23 protein-coding genes are annotated in these 23,847 nt (G+C 63.8%); 12 read left to right on the top strand and 11 right to left on the bottom strand.

The window, feature by feature from the left end:
* Window positions 1-217: 217 nt before the first annotated feature.
* Window positions 218-607 carry a response regulator gene (locus ACZXDY_RS27145; RefSeq protein ID WP_028166414.1) on the bottom strand — a complete coding sequence of 130 codons (390 nt, stop codon included), beginning with the start codon at window positions 605-607 and terminating at the stop codon, window positions 218-220.
* 402 nt (window positions 608-1,009) lie between these two features.
* Between ACZXDY_RS27145 and ACZXDY_RS27140 the strand changes: the two genes are divergently transcribed.
* Genes ACZXDY_RS27140 through ACZXDY_RS27130 form a run of 3 tightly spaced genes read left to right on the top strand, consistent with a single transcriptional unit; the run spans window position 1,010 to window position 5,059 of the window.
* Window positions 1,010-3,748, top strand: a complete 2,739-nt coding sequence (locus tag ACZXDY_RS27140; protein ID WP_464347614.1) for a PAS domain S-box protein — start codon at window positions 1,010-1,012, stop codon at window positions 3,746-3,748.
* Window positions 3,749-3,802: 54 nt separating this feature from the next.
* A complete protein-coding gene (locus ACZXDY_RS27135) occupies window positions 3,803-4,798 on the top strand; it encodes a P1 family peptidase (protein WP_464347613.1) in 996 nt (331 codons plus the stop codon).
* 54 nt (window positions 4,799-4,852) lie between these two features.
* On the top strand, window positions 4,853-5,059 hold the full coding sequence (locus ACZXDY_RS27130; protein WP_028166411.1) for a KTSC domain-containing protein: 207 nt from the start codon (window positions 4,853-4,855) through the stop codon (window positions 5,057-5,059).
* Between the two features lie 10 nt (window positions 5,060-5,069).
* Here the strand turns inward: ACZXDY_RS27130 and ACZXDY_RS27125 are convergent, their stop codons facing one another.
* Window positions 5,070-5,852 carry an EF-hand domain-containing protein gene (locus ACZXDY_RS27125; RefSeq protein WP_464347612.1) on the bottom strand — a complete coding sequence of 261 codons (783 nt, stop codon included), beginning with the start codon at window positions 5,850-5,852 and terminating at the stop codon, window positions 5,070-5,072.
* 255 nt (window positions 5,853-6,107) lie between these two features.
* Here ACZXDY_RS27125 and rpe point away from each other — a divergent pair, with 255 nt between their 5' ends.
* Window positions 6,108-6,809: a ribulose-phosphate 3-epimerase gene (gene rpe / locus ACZXDY_RS27120; RefSeq protein WP_456644442.1), complete on the top strand. Its 702-nt coding sequence runs from the start codon at window positions 6,108-6,110 to the stop codon at window positions 6,807-6,809.
* Here the strand turns inward: rpe and ACZXDY_RS27115 are convergent.
* From ACZXDY_RS27115 to ACZXDY_RS27090, 6 genes are all read right to left on the bottom strand, one after another.
* The gene (locus ACZXDY_RS27115; protein WP_464347611.1) at window positions 6,806-8,206 is read right to left on the bottom strand and encodes a serine/threonine protein kinase; all 1,401 of its coding nucleotides are present in this window, start codon (window positions 8,204-8,206) and stop codon (window positions 6,806-6,808) included. The genes rpe and ACZXDY_RS27115 overlap by 4 nt on opposite strands.
* Window positions 8,207-8,209: 3 nt before the next feature.
* On the bottom strand, window positions 8,210-8,950 hold the full coding sequence (locus ACZXDY_RS27110; RefSeq protein ID WP_464347610.1) for a metallophosphoesterase family protein: 741 nt from the start codon (window positions 8,948-8,950) through the stop codon (window positions 8,210-8,212).
* A gap of 113 nt (window positions 8,951-9,063) precedes the next feature.
* Window positions 9,064-9,660 carry a TetR/AcrR family transcriptional regulator gene (locus ACZXDY_RS27105; RefSeq protein ID WP_464347609.1) on the bottom strand — a complete coding sequence of 199 codons (597 nt, stop codon included), beginning with the start codon at window positions 9,658-9,660 and terminating at the stop codon, window positions 9,064-9,066.
* Between the two features lie 427 nt (window positions 9,661-10,087).
* Entirely contained in the window at window positions 10,088-10,696 is a 609-nt protein-coding gene (locus ACZXDY_RS27100) for a hypothetical protein (protein ID WP_464347608.1), read from the bottom strand.
* On the bottom strand, window positions 10,693-11,364 hold the full coding sequence (locus ACZXDY_RS27095; RefSeq protein ID WP_464347607.1) for a hypothetical protein: 672 nt from the start codon (window positions 11,362-11,364) through the stop codon (window positions 10,693-10,695). The genes ACZXDY_RS27100 and ACZXDY_RS27095 overlap by 4 nt, the downstream gene beginning before the upstream one ends.
* The gene (locus ACZXDY_RS27090; RefSeq protein WP_464347606.1) at window positions 11,354-12,115 is read right to left on the bottom strand and encodes a MotA/TolQ/ExbB proton channel family protein; all 762 of its coding nucleotides are present in this window, start codon (window positions 12,113-12,115) and stop codon (window positions 11,354-11,356) included. The genes ACZXDY_RS27095 and ACZXDY_RS27090 overlap by 11 nt, the downstream gene beginning before the upstream one ends.
* Window positions 12,116-12,380: 265 nt before the next feature.
* Between ACZXDY_RS27090 and ACZXDY_RS27085 the strand changes: the two genes are divergently transcribed.
* The 3 genes from ACZXDY_RS27085 to purB all read left to right on the top strand — a co-directional run bounded on the left by ACZXDY_RS27085 (window position 12,381) and on the right by purB (window position 15,878).
* Window positions 12,381-13,751, top strand: a complete 1,371-nt coding sequence (locus ACZXDY_RS27085) for a sensor histidine kinase (protein ID WP_464347605.1) — start codon at window positions 12,381-12,383, stop codon at window positions 13,749-13,751.
* Entirely contained in the window at window positions 13,751-14,404 is a 654-nt protein-coding gene (locus ACZXDY_RS27080; protein ID WP_464347604.1) for a response regulator, read from the top strand. Before ACZXDY_RS27085 ends, ACZXDY_RS27080 begins: the two co-directional genes overlap by 1 nt.
* 166 nt (window positions 14,405-14,570) lie before the next feature.
* Window positions 14,571-15,878 (top strand): adenylosuccinate lyase, encoded by a 1,308-nt coding sequence (gene purB, locus ACZXDY_RS27075; protein WP_464347603.1) that lies wholly within the window; start codon window positions 14,571-14,573, stop codon window positions 15,876-15,878.
* Window positions 15,879-15,893: 15 nt separating this feature from the next.
* Here purB and ACZXDY_RS27070 read toward each other — a convergent pair whose 3' ends face one another.
* The gene (locus ACZXDY_RS27070; protein WP_464347602.1) at window positions 15,894-16,445 is read right to left on the bottom strand and encodes a cytochrome b; all 552 of its coding nucleotides are present in this window, start codon (window positions 16,443-16,445) and stop codon (window positions 15,894-15,896) included.
* Between the two features lie 198 nt (window positions 16,446-16,643).
* Between ACZXDY_RS27070 and murI the strand changes: the two genes are divergently transcribed.
* Entirely contained in the window at window positions 16,644-17,429 is a 786-nt protein-coding gene (gene murI / locus ACZXDY_RS27065) for a glutamate racemase (protein WP_464347601.1), read from the top strand.
* Window positions 17,430-17,447: 18 nt separating this feature from the next.
* Here the strand turns inward: murI and bla are convergent, their stop codons facing one another.
* Entirely contained in the window at window positions 17,448-18,305 is an 858-nt protein-coding gene (gene bla / locus ACZXDY_RS27060; protein ID WP_464347600.1) for a class A beta-lactamase, read from the bottom strand.
* A gap of 167 nt (window positions 18,306-18,472) precedes the next feature.
* On the opposite strand from bla, the gene ACZXDY_RS27055 reads away from it, so the two are divergent.
* The 4 genes from ACZXDY_RS27055 (at window position 18,473) to ACZXDY_RS27040 (ending at window position 22,373) form a co-directional block, all read left to right on the top strand.
* The gene (locus tag ACZXDY_RS27055) at window positions 18,473-19,249 is read left to right on the top strand and encodes an HpcH/HpaI aldolase family protein (protein WP_464347599.1); all 777 of its coding nucleotides are present in this window, start codon (window positions 18,473-18,475) and stop codon (window positions 19,247-19,249) included.
* Window positions 19,250-19,428: 179 nt separating this feature from the next.
* A complete protein-coding gene (locus ACZXDY_RS27050; protein WP_464347598.1) occupies window positions 19,429-20,202 on the top strand; it encodes an acyltransferase in 774 nt (257 codons plus the stop codon).
* Window positions 20,203-20,504: 302 nt separating this feature from the next.
* The gene (gene rpsD, locus ACZXDY_RS27045; protein WP_130226225.1) at window positions 20,505-21,122 is read left to right on the top strand and encodes a 30S ribosomal protein S4; all 618 of its coding nucleotides are present in this window, start codon (window positions 20,505-20,507) and stop codon (window positions 21,120-21,122) included.
* 183 nt (window positions 21,123-21,305) lie between these two features.
* Entirely contained in the window at window positions 21,306-22,373 is a 1,068-nt protein-coding gene (locus ACZXDY_RS27040) for a threonine aldolase family protein (protein ID WP_464347597.1), read from the top strand.
* 149 nt (window positions 22,374-22,522) lie between these two features.
* On the opposite strand, the gene ACZXDY_RS27035 is transcribed toward ACZXDY_RS27040, so the two are convergent.
* The gene (locus tag ACZXDY_RS27035) at window positions 22,523-23,806 is read right to left on the bottom strand and encodes a serine hydrolase domain-containing protein (RefSeq protein ID WP_464347596.1); all 1,284 of its coding nucleotides are present in this window, start codon (window positions 23,804-23,806) and stop codon (window positions 22,523-22,525) included.
* Window positions 23,807-23,847: the final 41 nt, after the last annotated feature.

The raw sequence follows: 23,847 nt of genomic DNA, 5'->3' as shown, positions 1-23,847 counted from the left end.
AGATTCCCGATTCTGGAATCCCTCACACCCGCCCCGAGTCAATCCGCCGCACCGCACCACATCTGTGCATGCCCTAGTGCTTTCGCAGGGACGACCTCGTAGGATGGGTAGAGCGAAGCGAAACCCATCATTCACGCCACTTGCTCCATCGCGATGGGTTTCGCTTCGCTCTACCCATCCTACGGGTCCGCTGTTTGAAATTTGGGAAGTCGTCCGATCAAACCGCCGCGCGCACCGCAACGGGGACAACCGCCTGCCGCGCGTTCTCGATGGCGCGCATCAGGTCGTTCGGACGGAACGGCTTCTGCAGGCAGACCACATTCGACAGGTCTGGCGCTTCAGCGACGAAATCCAGCGCCGTCATGCCGGAGATCGCGACGATGGGGAAATCCGGCTGGCGGTCGCGCATCATCGACATGAGGTCGAGACCGCTCTTGCCCTGCAGGAAGATGTCGATGATCGCAAGATCGAATTTGGCCGTTTCGAACGCCTTGATCCCCTCCGCGGCGGACGCCGCCTCGACAATCTCGAAACGATTGACGCGCAGCACAATTGCGATCATCGCGCGCACGTCGGATTGGTCGTCGACAATAAGAACACGGGCCATGAAAACCCCCGGGACCGGCTGCGGGAAGCCTAGTCGTGGAAAACGCTATGCAGTAGGTGATCAGGCGAATTATCTGTCCTGTCAGTAAAGAGGTGGTTACCTCAATTGGATACGGGCGCCCGGTTCAATTCCCTGCCGGTAGCAGATAACCTTGGATCGATTTCGAGCGATTGGTTTTGTCGCACCAAAGCGACGCATAGCGGGTTTATCGGACTTTGATTTCTGCCTTTCCCAAGTCACCTTGCCCAGCTCAGCGGATACGGCCTCCCTTGGCCAGCTGTTCCACTTTGTGTGGACAGCCCGCGCGCGGGTTTGACGTGATCCCCTGTCTTGCGTTCGATACCGCCTTCCAGGAGACCATCAGTGCTCAAGGGTAACGACCGCAGCTTCTTCCTTTCGACCATGCCGGCCTCGCGCGGCGACCGCAACGTAGCGCTGGCGGTGGTCGTCGTCTCGGCCGTGCTGTTCGTGATCGCGATACCATTCGCCGGGATGCCGCTAACGCCGGTACCGGCCTTCGTGGCGAGCTACCAGTCCGCGCTGGCGATCAACGATCTCATCACCGCGGTGCTGCTGTTTTCGCAGTTCGCCATCCTGCGCTTGCGGGCGATGCTGCTGCTCGCGAGCGGGTATCTCTTCACCGCCGCTGCCGCGATCACCCACGCGCTGACCTTTCCGGGCCTGTTTGCGCCGGCGGGCCTGTTCGGCGCCGGTTCGCAGACCACGGTCTGGCTCTACATGGTCTGGCACGGCTTCTTCCCGCTGATGGTGCTCGGCTACGCGCTTTTGAAAAGAGACGATGGCGCCCGGATCCGCGGCTCGACGATGTCGGCGATCATGGGCTGCGTTGCGGCAGTCGTCGTCGCGATGGCGCTGTTTACCTGGATCGTCACCGCCCAGCACGACCACCTCCCAGTCCTTTTGAGCGGCGGGCACTACACGCCGGTCATGATCGGCGTGGTCTCGACGGTGCTGTTCTTCTGTGCCGCCGCACTTGCCGCCCTCTGGTTCCGGAAGCCGCATTCCGTCATCGACGTCTGGCTCATGGTCGTGCTGTGCGCCTGGCTGTTCGACATCGCGCTGTCGGCGATGCTCAACGTCGCGAGATTCGATCTCGGTTTCTACGCCGCACGCATCTACGCCTTATGCGCCGCCAGCTTCGTGCTCGCGGTGCTGTTGATCGATAACGTCGCACTGCAGGCGCAGATGTCGCGGCTGCTGGGCGTAGTTCGTCGCCAGGCCGCCAGCGAACGCGACTACCACGCCGAGCGCGAGCGGCTGTTCAGCGCGGTCGTGGAATCCTCCAACGACGCCATCATCACCAAGTCGCTCGACGGGACCATTACCGCCTGGAATCCGGCCGCCGAGCGCCTGTTCGGCTATCCGGCAGCCGTGGCGGTCGGCCAGCACATCGACCTCATCGTGCCGCCCGACAATCGCGGCGAGGTCAACGACATCCTCAAGCGGATCCGCAGCGGCGAAAAGCTGGCGCAATATGAAACGCAGCGGCTGCACAAGAGCGGCAAACTGATCGACGTCTCGCTCAGCGTCTCGCCGCTGTTGTCGGCGACGGGCGAGATCATCGGCGCCTCCAAGATCGCGCGGGACATCACCGAAAGCAGGCGGACGCGGGAGGCGCTGAACCGCGAACTCGAAGAGCGGCAGCACATCTTCGAAGCATCGCAGGACTTTCTCTCGATAACGGACAAGCAGGGCCATTTCGTCCAGGTCAGTCCGAGCGTCAGGACCATTGCGGGCTACGATCCCGCCGAGATGGTCGGACGTTCCGCGGTCGAGTTCGTTCATCCGGATGATCTCGAAAATACCCGCAACGAAATGCGCGCTGCGCGGCGCGGCCAGCGCAAGCGCAATTTCGAGACGCGCCTGATCCGCAAGGACGGCGAAGTGGTGTCGCTCAACTGGTCCGCAACCTATTCGGAGCCGGTCAAGCGCTATTTCTTCATCGGCCGCGATCTCACCGAGAAACAGGCGGCGGAAGCGCAGATCCGGCAGGTGCAGAAGATGGACGCCGTCGGCCAGCTCACCGGCGGCGTCGCCCATGACTTCAACAACATCCTGACCGTGATCACCGGCACCATCGGCATCCTGGAAGAAGCGGTCGCCGACCGGCCCGACCTCGTCGCCATCGCCCGGCTGATCGACGAAGCCGCCGAGCGCGGCGCCAACCTGACCAGGCACCTGCTCGCCTTCGCCCGCAAGCAGCCGCTGCAGCCGGTCGATGTCGATATCAATGCGCTGATCCTGGAGGCGGCGAAGCTGCTGCGCCCGACGCTCGGCGAGCATATCGAGATCACGCCAATGCTGGCCGAGGACGCCTGGACGGCAATGGTCGATCCGAACCAGCTCACCGCGGCAATCCTCAATCTCGCGCTGAATGCGCGCGATGCCATGCCCCGCGGCGGCAAGCTGGCGCTCGAAAGCCGCAACGTCTATCTCGACGAGGGCTATGCCAGCATGCACAGCGAGGTCACGGTCGGCCATTACGTCATGGTCGCCGTCAGCGACAGCGGCACCGGCATTCCCACCCATCTGCTGGAAAAAGTGTTCGACCCCTTCTTCACCACCAAGGAAGTTGGCAAGGGCACCGGGCTTGGCCTTTCAATGGTGTTCGGCTTCGTCAAGCAGTCCGGCGGGCATATCAAGATCTACAGCGAGGAACGCCATGGCACCTCGGTCAAGATGTATCTGCCGCGCGCGACCGGCCTCGCCCAGACTATCGCGGAAGCGCAGCAGACCACCGATCTCCGGGGCGGACACGAAGTCATCCTGGTGGTCGAGGACGACGCGCTGGTGCGCAAATATGTTATCACCCAGATCACGAGCCTCGGCTATTCGACGCGCGAGGCGGCCAATGCCGCCGACGCGCTCAACATCATCGATACCGGCGCGCCGATCGACCTCCTGTTCACCGACGTCATCATGCCCGGCGGCATGAACGGACGCCAACTCGTCGACGAGGCGCTGAAGCGGCGGCCTGGGCTCAAGACACTGTACACGTCGGGCTATACCGAGAACGCGATCGTCCATCACGGTCGGCTCGATTCCGGCGTGCTCTTGCTGGCGAAGCCCTATCGCAAGTCCGAGCTCGCCAAGATGATCCGGCTCGCGCTCGGCAGTTGATGCGTCATGGTTGGCCGCTATATCGATGAGTAGGACGAGAAGAGGATGCACGCTTTGAAAAATCTCCTCACCGACATCGCAGGCGTCCGCGTCGGCCATGCCGACGACGCAGCGATCGCCTCCGGCGTCACAGCGATCATCTTTGACAAGCCTGCCGTGGCGTCGATCGACGTGCGCGGCGGCGGCCCGGGCACGCGCGATGATGCGCTGCTGCAGCCGCACAATACCGTCGATGCGGTGGACGCGATCGCGCTGTCCGGCGGCTCGGCCCTCGGCCTCGATGCTGCCGGCGGCGTGCAAGCCTGGCTTGCCGAGCAAGGCCGCGGCTTGCGGATCCGCGACGCCGTGATCCCGATCGTGCCGGGTGCGATCTGCTTCGATCTCTTGAACGGCGGCAACAAGGCGTGGGGACGGTTCCCGCCCTATCGCGATCTCGCCTATGCCGCGGCGGCCGCAGCCGGCAGCGATTTCCGGCTCGGCAGCGTCGGCGCCGGCACGGGCGCGACCACGTCCAACCTGAAGGGCGGACTAGGTTCGGCGTCGGCGCGAACCGATGACGGCGTGACGGTTGCCGCACTTGCCGTCGTCAATGCAGTCGGCGCCGTCACGGTCGGCGATGGCCCATGGTTCTGGGCCGCGCCCTTCGAGGTCGACGGGGAATTCGGCGGACGCGGTCTGCCGGCCTCGTTCACGCCGGACATGTTGAAGGCGCGCCTGAAAGGCGGGCCGGCGGCGACATCCGGCGAGAACACCACGCTGGTCGTGGTCGTCACCGATGCTACGCTGACGAAAACGCAGGCCAAGCGGCTGGCGATGATCGCGCAGACCGGCATGGCGCGGGCGATCTATCCGGTGCATGCGCCGCTCGACGGCGACGTGGTGTTTGCCGCGGCGACCGGCGAGAAGCCGATCGATCCTTTGTTCGGCCTCACCGAACTCGGCATGCACGCCGCCAACACCGTGGCCCGCGCGATTGCGCGCGGCGTATACGCGGCGACCGCGCTGCCCTTCCGCGATGCGCTGCCGAGCTGGCAGGATCGCTTTGGCTAGCAACTTAGTTCAGCGACATGCGTTGAGGCTGCGGGTTCCAGCTCGGGTGCCGCAATGCCATCCACTGTCATTCGCTTCTTCCGCTACGACGCCGAAAAACGCGAGCTGTTGGTGCTCTTCGTTACTGGCCGCCGCTACATCTACGAGGACGTTCCGCCTGATGTGGCCGAGGCGTTCGGCAACGCATTCTCAAAGGGCCAGTTCTTCAACCACGAGATACGTGATCGCTACCGTTACCGCGAACTCGAGCAATTGGCTTAAACGCGATCTGTCACGCATTGACCGAGAGGGAGGCCCAGGCCTGCGCCGAGATCGGCTTGGCCTGCAGCTGCACCAGTTGGTCGACGGCGTGCCGCTGCCCCAACTGGTCGACGAAATTGTAGGACGAGGTGGCAGCCCGCGCGGCAGACGGGCTCGCAGCAGAGGTCGCCGTTATTTTCGATCCGTCGGCATAGGTCGTGGTGGTCGTGACCGATCCATCGCTGTTGGCAATCGAAGTGCTGGTGCCATCAAGCGCCTGCATCAGCGCATCGGCACCGCCGCCACCGCCGCCGGAGTGACGATGAGCATGCGAGCGATGGCCGGACCCGCCCTTCAAAGCCGAGGACATCTCGTCCAGCGTGACATTGCCGTCGCCATCCTTGTCGAGCTTGGAGAAAACATCATCGGCCTTCGCCAGATTGGTCCCGCCAGCGCCGAGCGCATTCTCGAATTCGGATTTCGTGCTCTTGCCGTCGCCGTCGCCATCGATCTGCCCGAACAAATCCTTCAGCGCCTCCGAGGGACTCTTAGTCGAGGCAGCCGTACCGGTCGACGCCTGGCTCTGCGCATCGAGCAGCGCGCTCATCGTCTCCGGGGCGATCGGCGCAGAGCTGCTGCCGGCCGATCCGGAACTCGGGGCCGCGCCCGTCGGCGTCGTCGTGGCGCCGGAAATATCGAAGATGTTGCCGGCGTCCTGAGTCTGGCCGTTGGGCTTTGCCTGCGACGTCTTCGACGACGTCAACGACTTCAGGAGATCGATGGCCGACGAGGCAGCGCCAAGGGCGAACAGCATGAGAGGGAACTCCGACAATGCCGCGTGAGCGGCGGCCCAACACCTGCACGACTAGCGAGCAAGCGCTGTGCCATGGCGAAAAGCCCTTTAAAATCGGCATTTCGCGCATACAGACAGGTTCGCCGCAGCCGGCAATTGCTGCCGCTGCGGCAATTTTTTCCTGCCCGCGATTTCCCTCCTGTGCATTGCCCGGCACCAGCATGCATGTTAGGCGGAACCATCCTGCCGCTACAGAGATGCCTTGGGAGAGCGTCCATGTCTCAGCCCTTCACGCCACGTCCGCTGGTGATCGCGCCGTCGATCCTGGCCTCGGATTTCTCCAAACTCGGCGAAGAAGTCCGCGCCGTCGACCAGGCCGGCGCCGACTGGATCCATCTCGACGTCATGGACGGGCATTTCGTGCCGAACATTTCCTATGGCCCCGACGTCATCAAGGCGATGCGCCCGCACACCAAGAAGATATTCGACGCACATTTGATGATCTCGCCCTGCGATCCCTATCTCGAGGCGTTCGCGAAGGCCGGCTGCGACCACATCACGGTGCATGCCGAGGCCGGCCCGCATTTGCATCGTTCGCTGCAGGCGATCCGCGCGCTAGGCAAGAAGGCTGGCGTCTCGATCAATCCGGCAACGCCCGTCAGCGCGATCGAGCATGTGCTCGACCTCATCGACTTAGTGCTGGTGATGTCGGTCAATCCGGGATTTGGCGGCCAGGCCTTCATCCGCGGCTCGCTCGGCAAGGTCAGCGACGTCAGGGCGATGACTGCCGGCCGGCCGATCGACATCGAGGTCGATGGCGGCGTCGCGCCCGATGTATCAGGGGAACTGGCAGCCGCCGGCGCCAACGCGTTTGTTGCGGGCTCCGCCGTGTTCAAGGGCGGCACGATGGAGGCGTACAAGGCCAACATCTCCGCGATCCGCAACGCGGCGGCGCTGGCGCGCGGCGAAGCGATCTAGCCCGAGCGTGGCGGGCGCACCACGGTCACCGTGCAAGGCGCCTCCGCCGCCACCTTCGCCGAGACGCTGCCGAGCAGCGTCCGCAGCATGGAATCCCGCCGCGCGCCGATCACGATGTGATCGACCTGATTGGCTTGCGCGAATTCCAGGATTGCCGCCGCGGGATCGATCGCCTCCAGCACATGCACCGACAGCCGGTTCTCGTCGAGCTTCAGCGAGGACGCCCAGTGGCGCAACGCGACCAGGCGGTCGACATGCTTGTTGCTGCCCTTCTCATCCAGCGTCCGATCGATGGTGACGAGGCCAAGCTTGAGCACGTTGACGCATGCGAGACGGGCCTGCGGCAAGGTCCCGAGTATCCGCTGCGTGGTGACGCGCAAGGCATCGTTCAGCGGGCCCGAGGTTTCCGTCGTATCGATCGCAACCACCAGGATCGGGCTCGACGCCAATTGTACCGCGACATCGGACTTCGGCTGCGGCTGCCATGCGCCGCGGTTGAAGCGGCGGCGCATCACCGTCGCGAATGGATCGCGCTCACGCCGTTCCGCGCGCGCGGTCAGCTTGACCTGGTCGGGATTGCTGAGATCGAAGGCGAGTTGCGAGGCGGTCGGATAGCGCCAGGCGGGCTCGATCTCCAGGCATCGCAGGACGATCTCCTGCAGCCAGGGCGGATAGTCGGGTTTGAGTTTGCGCGGTGGATAGGGATCGCGCCACAGCCGCCGACGCATGCCGCGCAGCGTCTCGCTCTCGCCGAACGGCCGCACCCCGGTGGTGAAGAAATACAGCAGCACGCCGAGCGAAAACAAATCGCTGCGCGGATCGTCGCGCACCCCGAGCAGTCGCTCCGGCGCCATGTAGGGCGCGGTGCCGTAAGGCAGGCGAAATTCCTCCTGCAGCAGATCGGGCAGATGTTCGTGATGCGACAGGCCGAAATCGATCAGCACAGCCTCGCCGCTCTCGCGGAACATGATGCTGCTCGGCTTGATGTCGTGATGGATGACGTTCTGCCGATGCAGCGCCGACAGCGCAGCAGCGATCTTGATGCCGAGCGCCCTCGCCTCCTCGTAAGCGATCGGCAGATCGTCGAGCCGCTTGTAGAGGGTCCGGCCCGGGATGCGCTCGAGCACGACATACGCCTGGCGCGCGAAATCGCCGGTGCCGAAGCAGGTCGGCACATGCGGCCCGGACAATCGCGGCAGGATCATCTGCTCCATCTCGAAGCTGACGATGGCGGCGGGGTCCTCGCCTTCCGAGACTCGCGGCACCTTCATCAGGAGCGGCACGTTGATGCCGGGATGGGTGACGCTCCACAGCGTCGCCATGCCGCCGCGGTGCACGCACTCGCCGACGGTGAAGCCATCGATGACCGTGCCCGGCTGCATGAGAATTTTCGCCATTTGCTATCGGCCGACCAACAGGCGATCGGCAAGCCAGCCCGGCAGGCCATTCTCGCGGATCCGGGCTGCCGCCGCCGCGATATCATAGGGGGCGCGACAATAAGTGATCTCCCGCCTCTCGGTGTCGAACATGGAGAAGGCGGCTGCGGGAATGCCGTCGCGGGGCTGGCCGACGGAGCCAAGCACCGCAAGCCAGCGCCGGCCGGTCAAGAGTTGCACGGCTACGCCCGTGGTCGGGACAAAGCTGGTCATCTTCGCCGTCGACGACATCGAATAGAGCGCTGGACGGTGGATATGACCGCAAAAGGTGATTGGAGCCTCCGCAGCCATCATGCTGCGCGCAGCGTCCGACGCGTCGCGCACGTAGCGCCACCTGGTCGGGTTGGACGCTTCGGAATGGACGTAGAGGCGGTCGTCCTCCTGCTGCATCAGCGGCAGTTCGGTAAGGAAACGCCGTTGCGCCGCGCTGAGCTTGCCGCGGGTCCACTCGACCACCGCCTGGGCTTCGGCGTTCATCGCGTCGTTGTCGATACCGATGGCGGTGTCATGGTTGCCGCAAACCGCGATCGCGCCGTCCTCGACCAGCGCCATGACGGTATCGACGATCCATTCGGGATCGGCCCCATAGCCAACGAAGTCGCCGAGCAGGACGAATTTCTCTGCGCCTTGCGCACGCGCAGCCTCAAGGCAGGCGTCAAATGCCTGCCGATTGCCGTGAATATCCGCAAACAGCGCGAGACGCACATCATCCTCCCAGCCAATCCTGGCGGGCCCAATCACATCTGTCTTGATGGATATCAAACACGGGCAACTCGGTGCCCGCAAATGGATCGGGGGGATCGATCGCGAATTACGAGCTAGTGCTTAGGACAGGCTTCGAGCCCGCGGAACAGCAGCGCCAGCAAGGCGTCGGTGCGCTCCTGCAGATCCGGATCGGCCCATTCGTCGGCATGTGCCGGGTGATGAAGGCTTCTCGTCGCCTCGAAAATCGCGCGGGCGGTCGCCTTGAGATCATCGACCTCGAACACGCCCTCCTCGACGCCGTCGGACAGGATATGCGCGATCTGATCGGTCAAGCATTCCTTGTGGCCCTTGACCACAACACAAGCCTCGCGCGCCAGCGTCAGATAGGTGCGGAACATCTCGGGATCGTCGGCGAACCTGGCCTGCTTGGTTGCGAACAAGGTGCGCAGCCACCGATCAAGCCGGGCCTGCGCTGGGCCGGCACTCGCTGCGATCTCCTGCAGCGGGGCCTTGGCCCGATCAAGCCAGCGTTTTGCCACAGCCTCGCGCAGCGAAGCCTTGCTCGGAAAGTGCCGGTAGACACTGCCGTGGCTCACATCGAGCGCACGGGCAACATCCACCACTGTCGCCTTGGCGAGCCCATAGCGGCGCAGGACGTCCTCGGTGACCTCCAGGATACGTTCAGGGGTCAAGACGACTGCTTCGTTCATGGCTTTACCCTATCCCCAGCTCTTGGGCTTTTCCACTCCGGCGGTCAGGCGCATTCCAAAACGGCCTGGCCGGTCGTTAAAGGCAGTCCTAATTCCAGTTAGCGGGCCAATTTTTCCGCCTGGGCGGCCAAGTGGCGAGCCACCTGCTGATTGAGCCAGCGCTGGATCTGTTCGGTCAAATGCAAAATCTCGATCGTCATCATCGTAGTCTCCGGCAAGTCCGTGGCCGGCTCTTTGACCCGAACCCGGTACTCAACTCTTCCGGATCAGGCATTTCGCGGCCGCAAACCACGGGGCGCCCCATCCGGCGTCCGGAGGTGGATATAGCATCTCTGACTGACAGATTTCAATATCTGTTACTCAATAATCCGTGATTGACGTTTGTCAGATGGCCAATGCACCCGGTTAAATATCGGTATCTAGAATCCTATTGCACATCCTTCGGAGGCATTCGCGGTGGCAGCAGCGGGGTAAATGAGACGGCCTCGCCGGGTCCTGGGGCCGCCATCAGGGCCCCGCCGGTCGAGGGATCGCCCCCCGATGTCTCGATCACGGAGCTCGGGGTGATGTATTCCCTGGCCGCCGCGATCAGGCCGCCCTCGCCGGTCCCGAAATCCGCGGCCCGCCCGCCCTGGGGACGGCCGGCGGCAATCTCGGTGATGGCCTTATCGGTCTTCTGCGCCAGCGAGTCGCTGTAGGGGATGCGGTAGGCTCGGGGGATGCCGCTCGGCCGGTTGTCTTCGTCGAGGGTCTCGACCCAGAGATAGATCGAGCCGGGGTCACCCTCCAGCGAGTGCGGCTCCACAATGCGCGCCTGCAGCAGCTTGAACGAGGCCGGCAGCCTGTCGACGCTGGCCCAGCCCAAGAGGCCGCACAGGCCCATGAAGCTCGCAATGTAGAACGCGCTGGTCACGACAACGGCAACCGCCTTGGCCGGCCAAGGCAAGCGTGCATAGACCAGGATGACGAGCAACAGCGCGCCGATCAGAGCGTAGCTGACCGAGAGCGTGAGGATGACTGACTGGAGGTTGTTCACGGGCGAGACATCCTGACGCCTGTCTTCGGATCGAGATCCGCGCCGTTTGCGCGCACATTGCGGAACGTCTCCATCAGGGATTTCTGCCGCTGCTGGACGTCGACCACCTTGCCTTCGGCATCGACCCAGAAGCGCAGCGCGGTTTTCTCATCGCCGGTGTGATCGAGCGTCAACTTGTTGTCGAAGATCACTTGGGCGGTCGGATTGAGCTTCTGCACCTTCACGCTGACTGGAACCGGTTGCCCGGTCGTCGCCTGAAAGTGCGAGACGTTGACGGTGTATTCGCCGGGGATGATGCCGCGCACGGTGACGATCTCTTCCCGGATCGGCGACGGAATCTTCTTGCCGTTGACGATGATGAAATCGTTGGCACCGCCGCGGTCATCGCGGTCGAGCGTGAGGAAGCCGGCTTCGCGGCGGCGATACCAGGCGATGTTGCCTGCGGGATCCTGCACGAACAGATCGAAATCATCGGGATGATTGTCGGGCCAGTCCATCGTGATGATGAATTCGGCCTTGGAGTCGATCTTCCCCTCCTTCGACTCCGGCGAAACCGCAAGCAACGCGAGGAAGAACAGGAAGGCGACGACCTGCAGCGCCTTGAACAGCATCACGCCGAGCGGATCGAAATGTTCCTCCCGTGGATAGAGGCCGAACTCATCCATCACGATGGTGTTCCAAGGCCGGGGTGACGTGCGTCTCGGTCAACATGACGGCATCGGAGAACACCCGCTGGGTGGCGGCATCGAGCATGTAGTATTGAATCCTGACGAGGATTGATCCGATCAGGCCGGCCAGCGTCGTGTACATGGCCACCGCCATGCCATCGCTCATCAGCCCCATCGACGATCGCATCGCGACCTTGTCGGCCGCGTCGAGGGTCGCGATCGGCGCCAGCATGATGATGAAGCCGATGATGGTTCCGAGCAGTCCAAGCTTCATCAGCGTATCGGAAACGAACGCACCGAAGGCGTTGGAGCCGCGCAACCGGTCCGCCAGCGACCTCAGCAGCAGCGTCTGATCGATGCGGCCGCTCGCCTGCGCCGCGGCCTTCTTCACCAGGTTGCGGATGTGATCGCTGACGAGCCCGCCAGGCAGAGCGCGCGCATTCTCGTCGAGCTTCCTCGCAGCGCCGGGAGTGGACAGGATCGCCCGGCAGCGTCTGGCCGCTTCGCCTTCACGCGCAATCGCTCGCGTCCGCCAGAAGCAATGAAAGCAGGTGATGACGTAGAGAACGGCGATCAGGCTTGAAATATAGGTGCGGTCCGAGGTCACCATGAGATGGAGCAACCCGTATCGCCACAGCAGCACGGCGGCGAAGATCGAAAGCCCCGTGAAGATCATCCATAACAACAGGACGCTTCGCTCTGAATTGTCCTTGCCGGGCAAGACAGGCTCGGCGCCAACGGTGGCACTCATGCAGCTTTGCTCCCTGAGGGCGGCCAAGAGAGACTGCCCGCAAACGCTCCCCGGCTTTTGTTAATCCGAGGCGACAGGTTGCGTCCAAAGACATATGCCCGCGCTTCGTTGGGAAAATTTCCCGAGCTTCGCCTCACCTGCCACCTTGCAATTGGCGTGAAATCGCGATGCTGTTACGCTCTGGATTGTTGTTTTGACGCGTTTTCTTGACGCGAACCGGTGCCACTTCGCTGGAAAACGCTTTAGAAAGCCGCGGAGTGATCGCATGCGCCTCGTGCTCCAGCTCGTCGCCCGTCTGCTCGTCATCGTCATCTTGTGTCTGGGAGGCGCAACCGTTTGGGCAACGATCGACGCCTACCACAGTGTCGACCGCGCCACGGCTGCATCCGCCGAACGGGTCTCGCAAGCGCTGGAAGCGCTCTACTGGCGCGAATTGCTGTTGCGCGGCAACAGGACACGCGAACACCTTTTGCCGGTACCGGAATGGCGCACCACCCAGACGATGAGCCTGATTTCGCCTGGAGTCTGCGTCCAGTTTGAGCCGAAGGGCGAGTTCGAGAATCCGCTGTGCGGCCAGAGCAAAGGGATCGGCGCTTCTCCACCGCATTGGTTCGCAGCTGCCGTAGAGACATTTCTTGGCGACCACGCCGCGGTCGCCCGGCCGATCAGTGCGCGCTCGACCACTGCAGGTACGGTCACGGCCACTGCCGATCCGGACGCCGCGATATCGCTCGCTTGGCAGCACATCCTCGATAACGTCCACGTCGCGCTGCTGATGGCTGTGGCTATCGCCCTGCTTGCCTCGCTCGCGATTGCGCATGCGCTGGCCCCGGCGCAGTTGATCGTTACCGCACTGCAGCGCATGGCGAATGGCCATTATCGAACGTCGCTTCCGCGCTTCCGATCGATGGAACTTGCCATGATCGGGCAAGCCGTCGGCGAGCTCGGAGATCGCCTTGCGCAGGCCACGGAAGAACGGGCCGTCCTGACCCGCCGGCTGCTTGAGATCCGCAGCGACGAGCGACGGGCGCTGGCGCGCGAACTGCACGATGAATTCGGGCAAAACCTCACAGCGATCCTGGCCTTCGCCAACACGATCGAAGCCGCCAGCGCGCAGGAGCAGGACCGGGGCGACGTCGCGCAGGACGCGCGGATGATCTCGAAGGCCACGCTGCACATCATGGCATGCCTGCGCGGCACCCTGAACCGGTTGCGTCACCCGCCCGCCGAGGAACTCGGGCTGGAGGCAAGCCTCATCAACCTCGTTGATAGCTGGCGATCGCAGAACGCGACGCAGCCGATGATCCAGCTCGATCTTAAAGGCGATTTTGCCGACGTGCGAGGCGCGGTCGCCGCGACCGCCTATCGTGTGGCTCAGGAATGCCTGACCAACTCGTTGCGCCACAGTGCGGCGCGCGAGATCGTGCTCCGGATCGAGCGGCGGACGGGGCTGGAAAATGCGCTGCTGGTCCGTGTCGAGGACGACGGCGGCGGCGATGCCGCCAAGGTGGCGCAGTCCGCCGGCTTCGGCCTGACTGGAATACGCGAGCGCGTAACCGCTCTCGGCGGCTCGCTGTCGATCGCGCACGCAAGGCGCGGTCTGAGCGTTGCCGCCACCATCCCGCTTGCCGCCTGATGCCGGCGTCGCAGACCAGTGGCATTTCGATCCTGCTTGTCGACGACCATCCCGTGGTCCGGCAAGGCTACCGACGCGTTCTGGAGCACCAAGGCGACTTCAGGGTGGTCGCCGAAGCCGACAACGCATCCGACGCTTACCGCGCATTCAAGAGCCACGCCCCTGATGTCGTGGTCATGGACATCTCGATGCCGGGTGCCAGCGGGCTCGAAGCTATCAGGAACATCCGCCAGCGCAGCGCTGGCGCGCGCGTTCTCGTCTTCAGCATGCACAGCGAGGCGGCGCTGGTGAAAGCCGCCTTCGGCGCCGGGGCAAGCGGCTATGTCACCAAGAGCAATGAACCGACCGTGCTGATCGCGGCGATCCGTTCGGTAGCGCGTGGCGAACATGCAATGAGCGACGACGTCGCCCATGTCCTGGCGATGGAAAGCCTGACCCCGTCAGGATCGGTCCTTGACCAATTGGGGGAACGGGAGATCGAGATCCTGCGGCAATTGGCTGCCGGCTCGACCACAGAGCAGATCGCAGTAAACCTCAATCTCAGCATGAAGACGGTTCAGAACTATCACTACCTGATCAAGACCAAGACCGGCATGCGGACCGACGCGCAGCTCGTCCGCCTCGCCGTCGAGTGTGGGTTGACCAGCCTGTAGCCGCGCCCCGGCAGTCGCGCCACCGCCTTGGACGCAGCCCCATTTTCTATCTGCAGCAAGCCCGTATGGGTGGCCTCTCCGAGCCCGCTCTGCTAAAGCACGGCGTAAAAACAAACTGGCTGGGAGTCGCTTAGCGATCCCGCCCTACACTTTCCCGGAGTTTTCGATGATCCCCCGCTACACCCGCCCGGAGATGGCCGCGATCTGGGAGCCGCAGACCCGCTTCAAGATCTGGTTTGAGATCGAGGCGCATGCGGCTGATGCGCTGGCGGAACTCGGCGTCATTCCCAAGGAGGCGGCGAAGACGATCTGGGCCAAGGGCAAGGACGCGACCTTCGACGTCGCACGGATCGACGAGATCGAGCGGGAGACCAAGCACGACGTCATCGCCTTCCTGACTCACCTCGCTGAAATCGTCGGCCCCGAAGCGCGCTTCGTGCATCAGGGCATGACCTCCTCCGACGTGCTCGATACCTGCCTCAACGTGCAGCTCACCCGCGCCGCGGACCTCCTGCTCGCCGACATCGACAAGGTCCTGGCCGCGCTGAAGAAGCGTGCCTTCGAGCACAAGATGACACCAACCATCGGCCGCTCTCACGGCATCCACGCCGAGCCGGTGACCTTCGGCCTCAAGCTCGCCTATGCCTATGCGGAATTCTCCCGGGCCCGGGCGCGGCTCGTCGCCGCCCGCAAGGAAGTCGCGACCTGCGCGATCTCCGGCGCGGTCGGCACCTTTGCGCAGATCGACCCACGCGTCGAAGAACATGTCGCCAAAGCCATGGGGCTCGAGCCGGAGCCGATTTCGACCCAGGTGATCCCCCGCGACCGCCACGCAATGTATTTCGCGACGCTGGCTGTGATCGCCGCCTCCATCGAGCGCCTCGCAGTCGAAATCCGTCATCTGCAGCGCACCGAGGTGCTGGAAGCCGAAGAGTTCTTCTCCGAGGGGCAAAAGGGCTCGTCGGCGATGCCGCACAAGCGCAACCCGGTGCTGTCGGAGAACCTCTCCGGCCTGTCGCGGATGGTGCGCGCCTATGCCGTGCCCGCACTCGAGAACGTCGTGCTCTGGCACGAGCGCGACATCTCGCATTCCTCCGCTGAGCGCATGATGGGCCCGGACGCCACCGTGACGCTCGACTTCGCGCTGGTGCGCCTCGCCGGCCTGGTCGAGAAGCTCCTGGTCTATCCGCAAAACATGCAGAAGAACCTCGATCGCCTCGGTGGGCTCGTGCATTCGCAGCGGGTTCTGATCGCGCTGACGCAAAAGGGCGCAAGCCGCGAGGACGCCTACAAATTCGTGCAGCGCAACGCCATGCCGGTCTGGCGCGGCGAAGGCGACTTCCTGACGTTGCTCAAGAAAGATCCGGACGTGAGGAAATATCTAAGTGACGCCGAGATCGAGGAGCAATTCGACCTCGGCTATCACCTCAAGCACGTCGACACGATCTTCAAGCGCGTATTCGGGGAGACCTGACCCCGGCCCTGCGGCTTAACCCGGCGCGCCGTCGACCATGCGGGCGGCGACGCGCTCGCGGCGCATGAAGTGATGCCAGGCTACGGCCACGATGTGAATTCCGATCAGCGCCAGCAGCACATAGGCGAGATAGATGTGCCTGTTCTCGTAGGCCTGCGCCGCGGCGCGATCAGGCGAGGTGATCTGGGGCACGTGAAACAGCCCGAACCAGTCCGAATAGTTGGGCGTCCGCGCTCCCGAGTGCGCCCAGCCCAGCACCGCCACGAGGATGGTGACGGCATAGAGCGTCAAATGGCTGACCCGGGCGGCAATCCGATGCCAGCGCGAGGTATCCTCCGGCAAGGCCGGCGTCGGATTGACGCCGCGCCAGACGAGCCGGAGCAGGGTCAGGAGCAGCACGACATAGCCGATATCGGCATGGATCGAGCGATAGAAGAAGCGGTCCGGCCGAGCGGGGATATGGTTCATCCACCAGCCGAAAGCGATCATGCCGATAATCGCCGCCGCCAGCGCCCAGTGGAATCCGCGCGCAACGCTGCCCCAGCTCGATGTCGTGTTTCGGATCATGCGCCCGGCCCCATCGGCTTCGAGTTCGTTGCCGCCGGGCCCTTGCCGCGCTGCAGCGCGTCCTGATAACCCTCCGGTCTGATCAAGGCGATTTGAATCGTTCCAAAAACTCCACCCTGCACCGCGACCGATCCGCAAGGGCCGGCAGTGCCCTCAAATCAACTGAATCGTAACGCTGAAATGGGACAAGGTTGAACCGTGGCGACACCCCCAACCATCCTGGTCTTCGATTCCGGCCTTGGCGGGCTGACGGTGTTGCGTGAGATCGTGCGCACCCGGCCCGACGCGCGTTACGTCTATGTCGCCGACGACGCCTTCTTCCCCTACGGCCACCATGGCGAGGAAGAGATCATCGCACGTGTGGTGCCGCTGGTCGGCGAATTGATCCGGCGGCACACGCCCGATCTGGTCGTGATCGCCTGCAATACCGCTTCGACGCTCGTCATGTCACACCTGCGGGACGCCTACGACCTGCCGTTCGTCGGAACCGTTCCAGCGATCAAGCCGGCCTGCGCCAGCTCGAAGACCAAGCGAGTGTCCGTGCTGGGCACCAAGGGCACCGTCAAGCGCGAATATACGAAAAAGCTGATCCACGATTTCGGGCAGGGCTGCGAGGTGACGCTGGTCGGCTCGGGCGAGCTCGCTTCGCTGGCGGAAGCGGCGCTGAGCGGTGAGGAAGTCAGCGACACCGCTATCGCCGCTGAACTGGCGCCCTGCTTTGTCGACGGCGCTACCCGCACCGACACCGTGGTGCTCGCCTGCACGCATTATCCCTTGCTGCTGGATCGTCTGGTGAAGCTCGCACCATGGCCGGTCGCCTGGATCGACCCGGCGCCCGCCATCGCGCGACGGGTTTCCGATTTGCTCGGATCGCCCGGCGACAGCGGAGACGAGGCCGGCGCCGAAATGCTGTTCACGTCCAACCGCCCGCACACGCTGAGCCGGGCGTTGATGCCGTTTTTCGGCGGCCGGGTCCCGGCCTGAGGCCGCATACCCGTTTGGCTAGCCGAAGCGCCGGCCGATCATTTGCCCGATCGCTGCGAAAACGGCTTCGAGCTGCTGAGCGGTCGGCGAGCCGCCCTGCGTATAGGCCGAGATTAGCACCGGTCCACCTTTCCTCGGCCAAACCACCGCGATGTCGCCGGCAGCATCCTTGCCGTTGTTGCCCGTCTTGTCGCCGATCTTCCAGTCCTTCGGCAAACCACCGCGAAGGCGGTTGTTTCCGGTTTTGCAGTTCAGCATCCAGTCCGTGAGGCGTTCGCGCGACGCCGGAGATAGCACCTCGCCAAGCACGAAACGGCGCAGATTGCCGGCCATTGCTGCAGGCGTGGTCGTGTCATGCGGATCGCCGGGCGGAGAGCGATTGAGCTCGAGTTCATAGTGATCGAGGCGCGAGACGGTATCGCCCGTATCGCGCCAAAAAGCAGTGAGCGCGGCGGGACCGCCAATCCGCGCCAGCAGCAGATTGGCGCAGGTGTTGTCGCTGAGCTCGACCACAGCCTTGCACATGTCGGCGACCGACATCGCTCCGCTCGCCAGGTTCTGCCTTGCCGCCGGTGCATGGTGGAGAAGATCGGCGGCACGGTATCGCACCACGTTCTCAAGCTGGTCTTCGCCGCGATCGATGCGGGCCAGCACGCACGCGGCAAGCGAGGCCTTGAACGTGCTGCACATGACGAAGCGCTCGCCGCTTCGCCAAGTGACCTTGGCACCTGTGGCGACATCCTCGGCATAGAGGCCGATTCGCCCACCGGTCTCGCGCTCATAGGCTTCAAACAGGGACGGCTGCTCCTGCGCTCGCACGGGCGAGATCGCCAGACACGACAGAGTGGCCAGCAGCGAGCGTCTGGTGAAAATCATTGGGCGTCCTTCGAATTTAAGCTTCTTCGGGTGGGCATCCGTCGCCGCGTCCGCCAACGAGACATAGCGCCAAGATGAGGGGTCGAGCACTCGATGCGTGCAGATTTTGTCTTTATGATATCGGCGATCGACCAGCGCGCCCTCAACACAGACTGTGGAGACCCGCTTTGTCCTCACCTACGCCAACTCCCCTCAACCGGCTGCGACAGCAATGGCGAGAGCGGCGCCCGACCTTCGGCGCGATCGCCACCATCCCGAGCATCCAGACCGTGCAAATCATGGCGCAGTCGCTCGACTGGATCATCGTCGACCTCGAGCACGGTCCGATCGACCTTGGCACCGCGCATGCGATGATCGTGGCAACCTCCGGCACAGCATGCGTGCCGATGGCGCGCATTGCCGCGAACGAGCCATGGCTGGCCAAAGCGCCGATGGACATCGGCGCGCTCGGCATCAATTTCCCGATGATCTGCAGCCGCGCCGAGGCCGAGAAGGCGGCGCGCAGCGTGCGTTATCCGCCGAAGGGCGACCGGCTCTGGGGACCGTTCCACGCGCCATTCCGCTGGGGCGTCTCGATGGCGGACTACATGGCCACTGTCGATGACGACATGATCTGCATGATCACGATCGAGCATGTCGAGGCGGTCGAACGGATCGACGAGATCATGGCCACGCCCGGGATCGACATCGCCGTGATCGGTCCCGGCGACCTCGCCACCTCCATCAACAAGCGTGGCCTCGCGGATGATCCCGAAGTGGTGGCGCTGATGCAGCGCGCCGAGGAAGGCATCCTGAAGAGCGGCGTGCCGATCGGCGGGGTGGCGCGGTCCGCCGAGCAGGCCAACGCGATGATCGAGCGCGGCTATGTGGCCCTCGCGCTCGGCTTCGACTGGTCCCTGCTCCAGCGCGGCATTGCCGCCAGCTTTGCAGGAATCAGGCGCTAGGGTTGCTTCTCCCGACGCGAGCACGGCTGCCAGGCTCGCCGTGATCACTGGCGGTGCGGCGGGACGCCACACCCATCCCGGCGCGGAAACCGGCCGTTGGTTCATGCTCGGTTCAGGGCTGGCGAGCGCATAGTCCGGCTCGCCAGCCTTTTATTGAATCTGGAATCTCCGGCGGAGTGATGCGCGGAACGGCCCGAAAAATCTCTATCCCGCGCTGTTTCATTGCCGACCTGATGCGGGCATCGCTCGACATCCCCTTCGTGTCGCTCACGCGCCTCCTCAACATCCGGGACCTGGTGGAAGCTCGCGCGGAGGCGGCCTGTCCGCCCGGCTGGGCGGCGATCTTCGTGAAAGCCTTTGCCCTGGTTGCGAAGGACGAGCCGGCCTTGCGGACGCTCTACGTCAAATGGCCGTGGCCCGGCTTCTACGAGCTGCCACGCAGCGCCGCCACCGTCGCGATCGCCCGTGTCGTGGACGGCGAGGATTGCGTACTGCCGCAAAAGATCGGTACCCCCGAAATCAAGCCGCTCGCCGAGATCGACGCCCTGATCCACCACGCCAAGGAGGCGCCGGTCGAGGACGTGGCGGCGTTCAGGAAGGCGCTGAGGGCGACCGGGCTGCCGCTGCCGCTGCGCCGCCTGCTCTGGTGGATCGGGCTGAATTCCGGACGCCAGCGCGCCAATTACTTCGGCAGTTTTTCCGTGACGTCAGTGGCGGCCATCGGCCCCGGGGAACTGCACGCCGTCACACCGGGGCCGTTCATCCTCAGCTATGGGGTGGAGGAGGACGGCACGATCAGCGTGGTGCTGCGCTGGGACCATCGGATTACCGACGCCGCCCTGGTCGCCCGGACGCTGTGCCGGCTGGAACAGGTACTGAACACCGAAATAGCAGCGGAACTGCGGGCCTGTCGGCAAGAAACCGGGAGAGTGGTCCGGGCGGTAGCGACTTGACGGCGTATCCACGTCATTCCGGGGCGGTCCGAAGGACCGAACCCGGAATCTCGAGATTCCGGGTTCGATGCTGCGCATCGTCCCGGAATGACAGGCGGAAAAAGCCACCTCTTTCGTTGACAGGACGGCCAACTTTCCCCTAAAAGCCCCATGCTCGCGGGCCGGTTTCGGCCCGCGAAGCGTTTCGCGACCCGTGGTTCGTCCTCGAGCTTTCGAGGCGGACCTGTCGGCACCGGCCACATGGCAGGCTGCACAGGAGGGCGCGTCTCCTCAAACCCAACTTTGACCTGAAGAGGACCGCGATGACAAAGCGCAGTGAGGCGAAATACAAGATCGATCGCCGCATGGGCCAGAATATCTGGGGCCGCCCGAAGAGCCCTGTGAACCGCCGCGAATACGGCCCGGGCCAGCACGGCCAGCGCCGCAAGGGCAAGCTCTCCGACTTCGGCGTGCAGCTCCGCGCCAAGCAGAAGCTTAAAGGTTATTACGCCAATATTTCCGAGCGCCAGTTCCATGGCATCTACGTCGAAGCCGGCCGCCTGAAGGGCGACACCGGCGAGAACCTGATCGGCCTGCTCGAGCGCCGTCTCGATACCGTCGTGTACCGCGCCAAGTTCGTGCCCACGATGTTCGCCGCCCGCCAGTTCATCAACCACGGCCACGTCAAGGTGAACGGTCGCCGCGTCAACATCGGCAGCTACCGCCTCAAGCTCGGCGACGTGATCGAGGTCAAGGAAGCTTCCAAGCAGCTCGTGACCGTGCTGGAAGCCTCGCAGCTTCCCGAGCGCGACGTGCCCGACTTTATCGAGGTCGATCACGGCAAGATGACCGCGAAGTTCATCCGCATTCCCGGCCTGTCCGACGTGCCGTTCCCGGTGCAGATGGAGCCGCATCTGATCGTCGAATTCTATTCGCGCTGATCGGACGGAAAGTTCGAGGTATCGAAGGCCCCGGGATCCCGGGGCCTTTTTGTTTGTGACGCGTCGTTGTTCCGTCATGCCGGGCTTGTCCCTGATATCCACGACCTTATGGTCATCGCGGAACGAAGAACGTGGATGGCCGGGACAAGCCCGGCCATGACGCGGTCAGTGAAGAGAAAAGCCATGTCCTACACCCCTGCCCCGCGCGATCCCAAGGCTCCGCCCGTTCGCATCAATCTTTTATCCGACACCCAAACACGTCCCACGCCGGCGATGCGCGAGGCGATGGCGCGGGCTGAGGTCGGCGATGAGCAGATCGGCGACGATCCGAGCGTGAATCTGCTCTGCGAGCGCGTTGCCGACCTGCTCGGCAAGGAGGCCGCGGTGTTCATGCCCTCGGGCACGATGTGCAACGTCGCCGCAACGCTCGCTTACTGCCGGCCCGGCGATGAAATCCTGGCGCATGCTACCGCCCATATCATCGCCCGTGAAGGCGGCGCGCATGCCGCGCTCGGCGGCTTCCAGATCACACCTCTGCCCGGCGACGACGGCCAGTTCGCGCCGGAGACGTTCCGCGCGGCACTGCATCCGCGCTCGCGCTACCAGCCGCCGCAGGTGCTGGTCAGCGTCGAACAGACCGCCAATATCGGCGGCGGCACGATCTGGAAGAAGGCCGATCTCGACGAGATCGTCAGTATCGCAAAGGCCCACGGGCTCGCCACCCATATGGACGGCGCCCGCCTGCTCAACGCCTGCGTTGCTACCGGCATCTCCGCACGCGACATGGCCGCAGGTTGGGATTCCGCCTGGATCGATTTCTCGAAAGGACTGGGCGCGCCGATCGGCGGGGTCATCGCGGGCAGCAGCGATTTCATCGACGAGGTGTGGCGATGGAAGCAGCGCCTCGGCGGCTCCATGCGCCAGGCCGGCATCTGCGCCGCCGCCTGCACCTATGCGCTCGACCATCACTTCGACCGCCTCGCCAACGATCACGCCAATGCCAGGGCGCTGGCGCGCGGGCTGTCGCAGATCGCGGGCATTGAGGTGCAACAGCCGGAAACCAATCTCGTCTTCTTCAAGCCCGATGGTGCGGGCGTCTCCGGCGACAACATGGTCGCCGAACTAGGCAAACGCGGCGTCCTGCTCGCGATGATGGACGGTCGCATCAGGGCCTGCACACATCTCGACGTGACGGCCGGCATGATCGAGGAAACGGTCGGATTGGTGCGGGAAGTCGTGCGCGGAGCGTAGATCTGTAGCGCGGATGGAGCGCAGCGAAATCCGGGCTACGCTGGACCAAGAGGATCGCGCCGGGAATCTTGCCGGTCGCGATCTCGTTCTTGATGTAGTCGCTGATGCGCGCGAGCGCCGCCACGAGAACGAGGCGGCGCGGAAAGGCTTCAGTTCTCCATCGCTTCATAGACGAGCTGCTTCAGCGTCCGCTGGATACGTTGCCGCTCGGTCGGCGTCTGCTCCAGGAGCACGAAAAACATATCCTGCTTGCGGTCGATCACGAAATAGCAACCGCTGGCGCCGTCCCATTTCAGTTCGCCCAGCGAGCCCGGTGGTGGCGGCTTTGCGTTGCCAGGATCGGTCCGAACCGCGAGCCCGAGCCCGAAGCCAAAGCCATCGCCGGGAAAATAGAAGTAATCCCGCCCCACTCCCGAGCCGGGACCGACATGGTCGGTCGTCATCAGCTTGAAGGTCTCGGGGGTCAGATAGGTCCGGCCATCGAACGTGCCGCCGTTGAGCAGCATCTGCGCAAACCGGGAGAAATCCGCCATGGTCGAGACCATGCCGCCGCTGGCAAACTCCATTTTCTTGACAACGGTCGGATCGTTGATGCGGCCGACCCGGAAATCGCTGTCGTTCGGCATCGGGAGCGCCAGCAGCTTCTGCTTCTCCGGATCGGTGACGAGGAAGCGGGTGTCGTTCATACCGAGCGGATCGAGCAGCTTCTCGCGCTCGATCGCGAGCAGCGGCTTGCCGGACACGATCTCCATGATGCGCGCCAGCACATCGGTGGAGTGGCCGTATTGCCAGAGCGCGCCCGGCTGATTGTGCAGCGGCAGCTTGGCGATCCGCTCGGCGAATTCGGCAAGATCGAAATCGCCGGCATAGAGATTGGAGGATGCATAGGCCTTGCGCACCAGGCTGTCGCCATAGAAGCCATAAGTGATGCCGGAGGTGTGGCGCATCAGGTCGAGCACGGTCATCGGCCGGTCCGGCGGCACCAGTTCGAGCGTCTTGCTGCCGTCCTCGTTCTTCTTCTCGACGCCGACTTTCACATTAGCGAAGGACGGGATGTATTTCGCAACCGGATCATCCAGCTTGAACTTGCCCTCTTGAAGGAGCTGCACCGAGACGACGGCGGTGATCGCCTTCGTCATCGAAAACAGGCGGAAGATCGTCTTGTCGGTGATCGGCGCCTTGCTCGCCACGTCCTGCACGCCGAAGGACTGGTGATAGACCGGCTTGCCATGCTGCTGGATCAGGACGATCGCGCCCGGGATCTTACCGGTCGCCACCTCGTTGTCGAAAAAGGCCCCGATCTTCGCAAGCTTGTCCTGGTTGAAATGCGCGCCTGCAGGAATATCGAAGGTTCCTTCCGCAGCAGCGGCAGGCCATGCAACAAGCATCAGCGCGCCTGTCGCCAGCAGGCGCAGCGATTTAAACGAATTCATTTGGACCCCTCCCGAATTCGACAGGGAGTGTAGCGGCGGCG

The organism is Bradyrhizobium sp. LeoB3, assembly GCF_055456055.1.
Note: the sequence above shows the minus strand (reverse complement) of the source record. Positions and strands in the feature narration are given on the sequence as shown.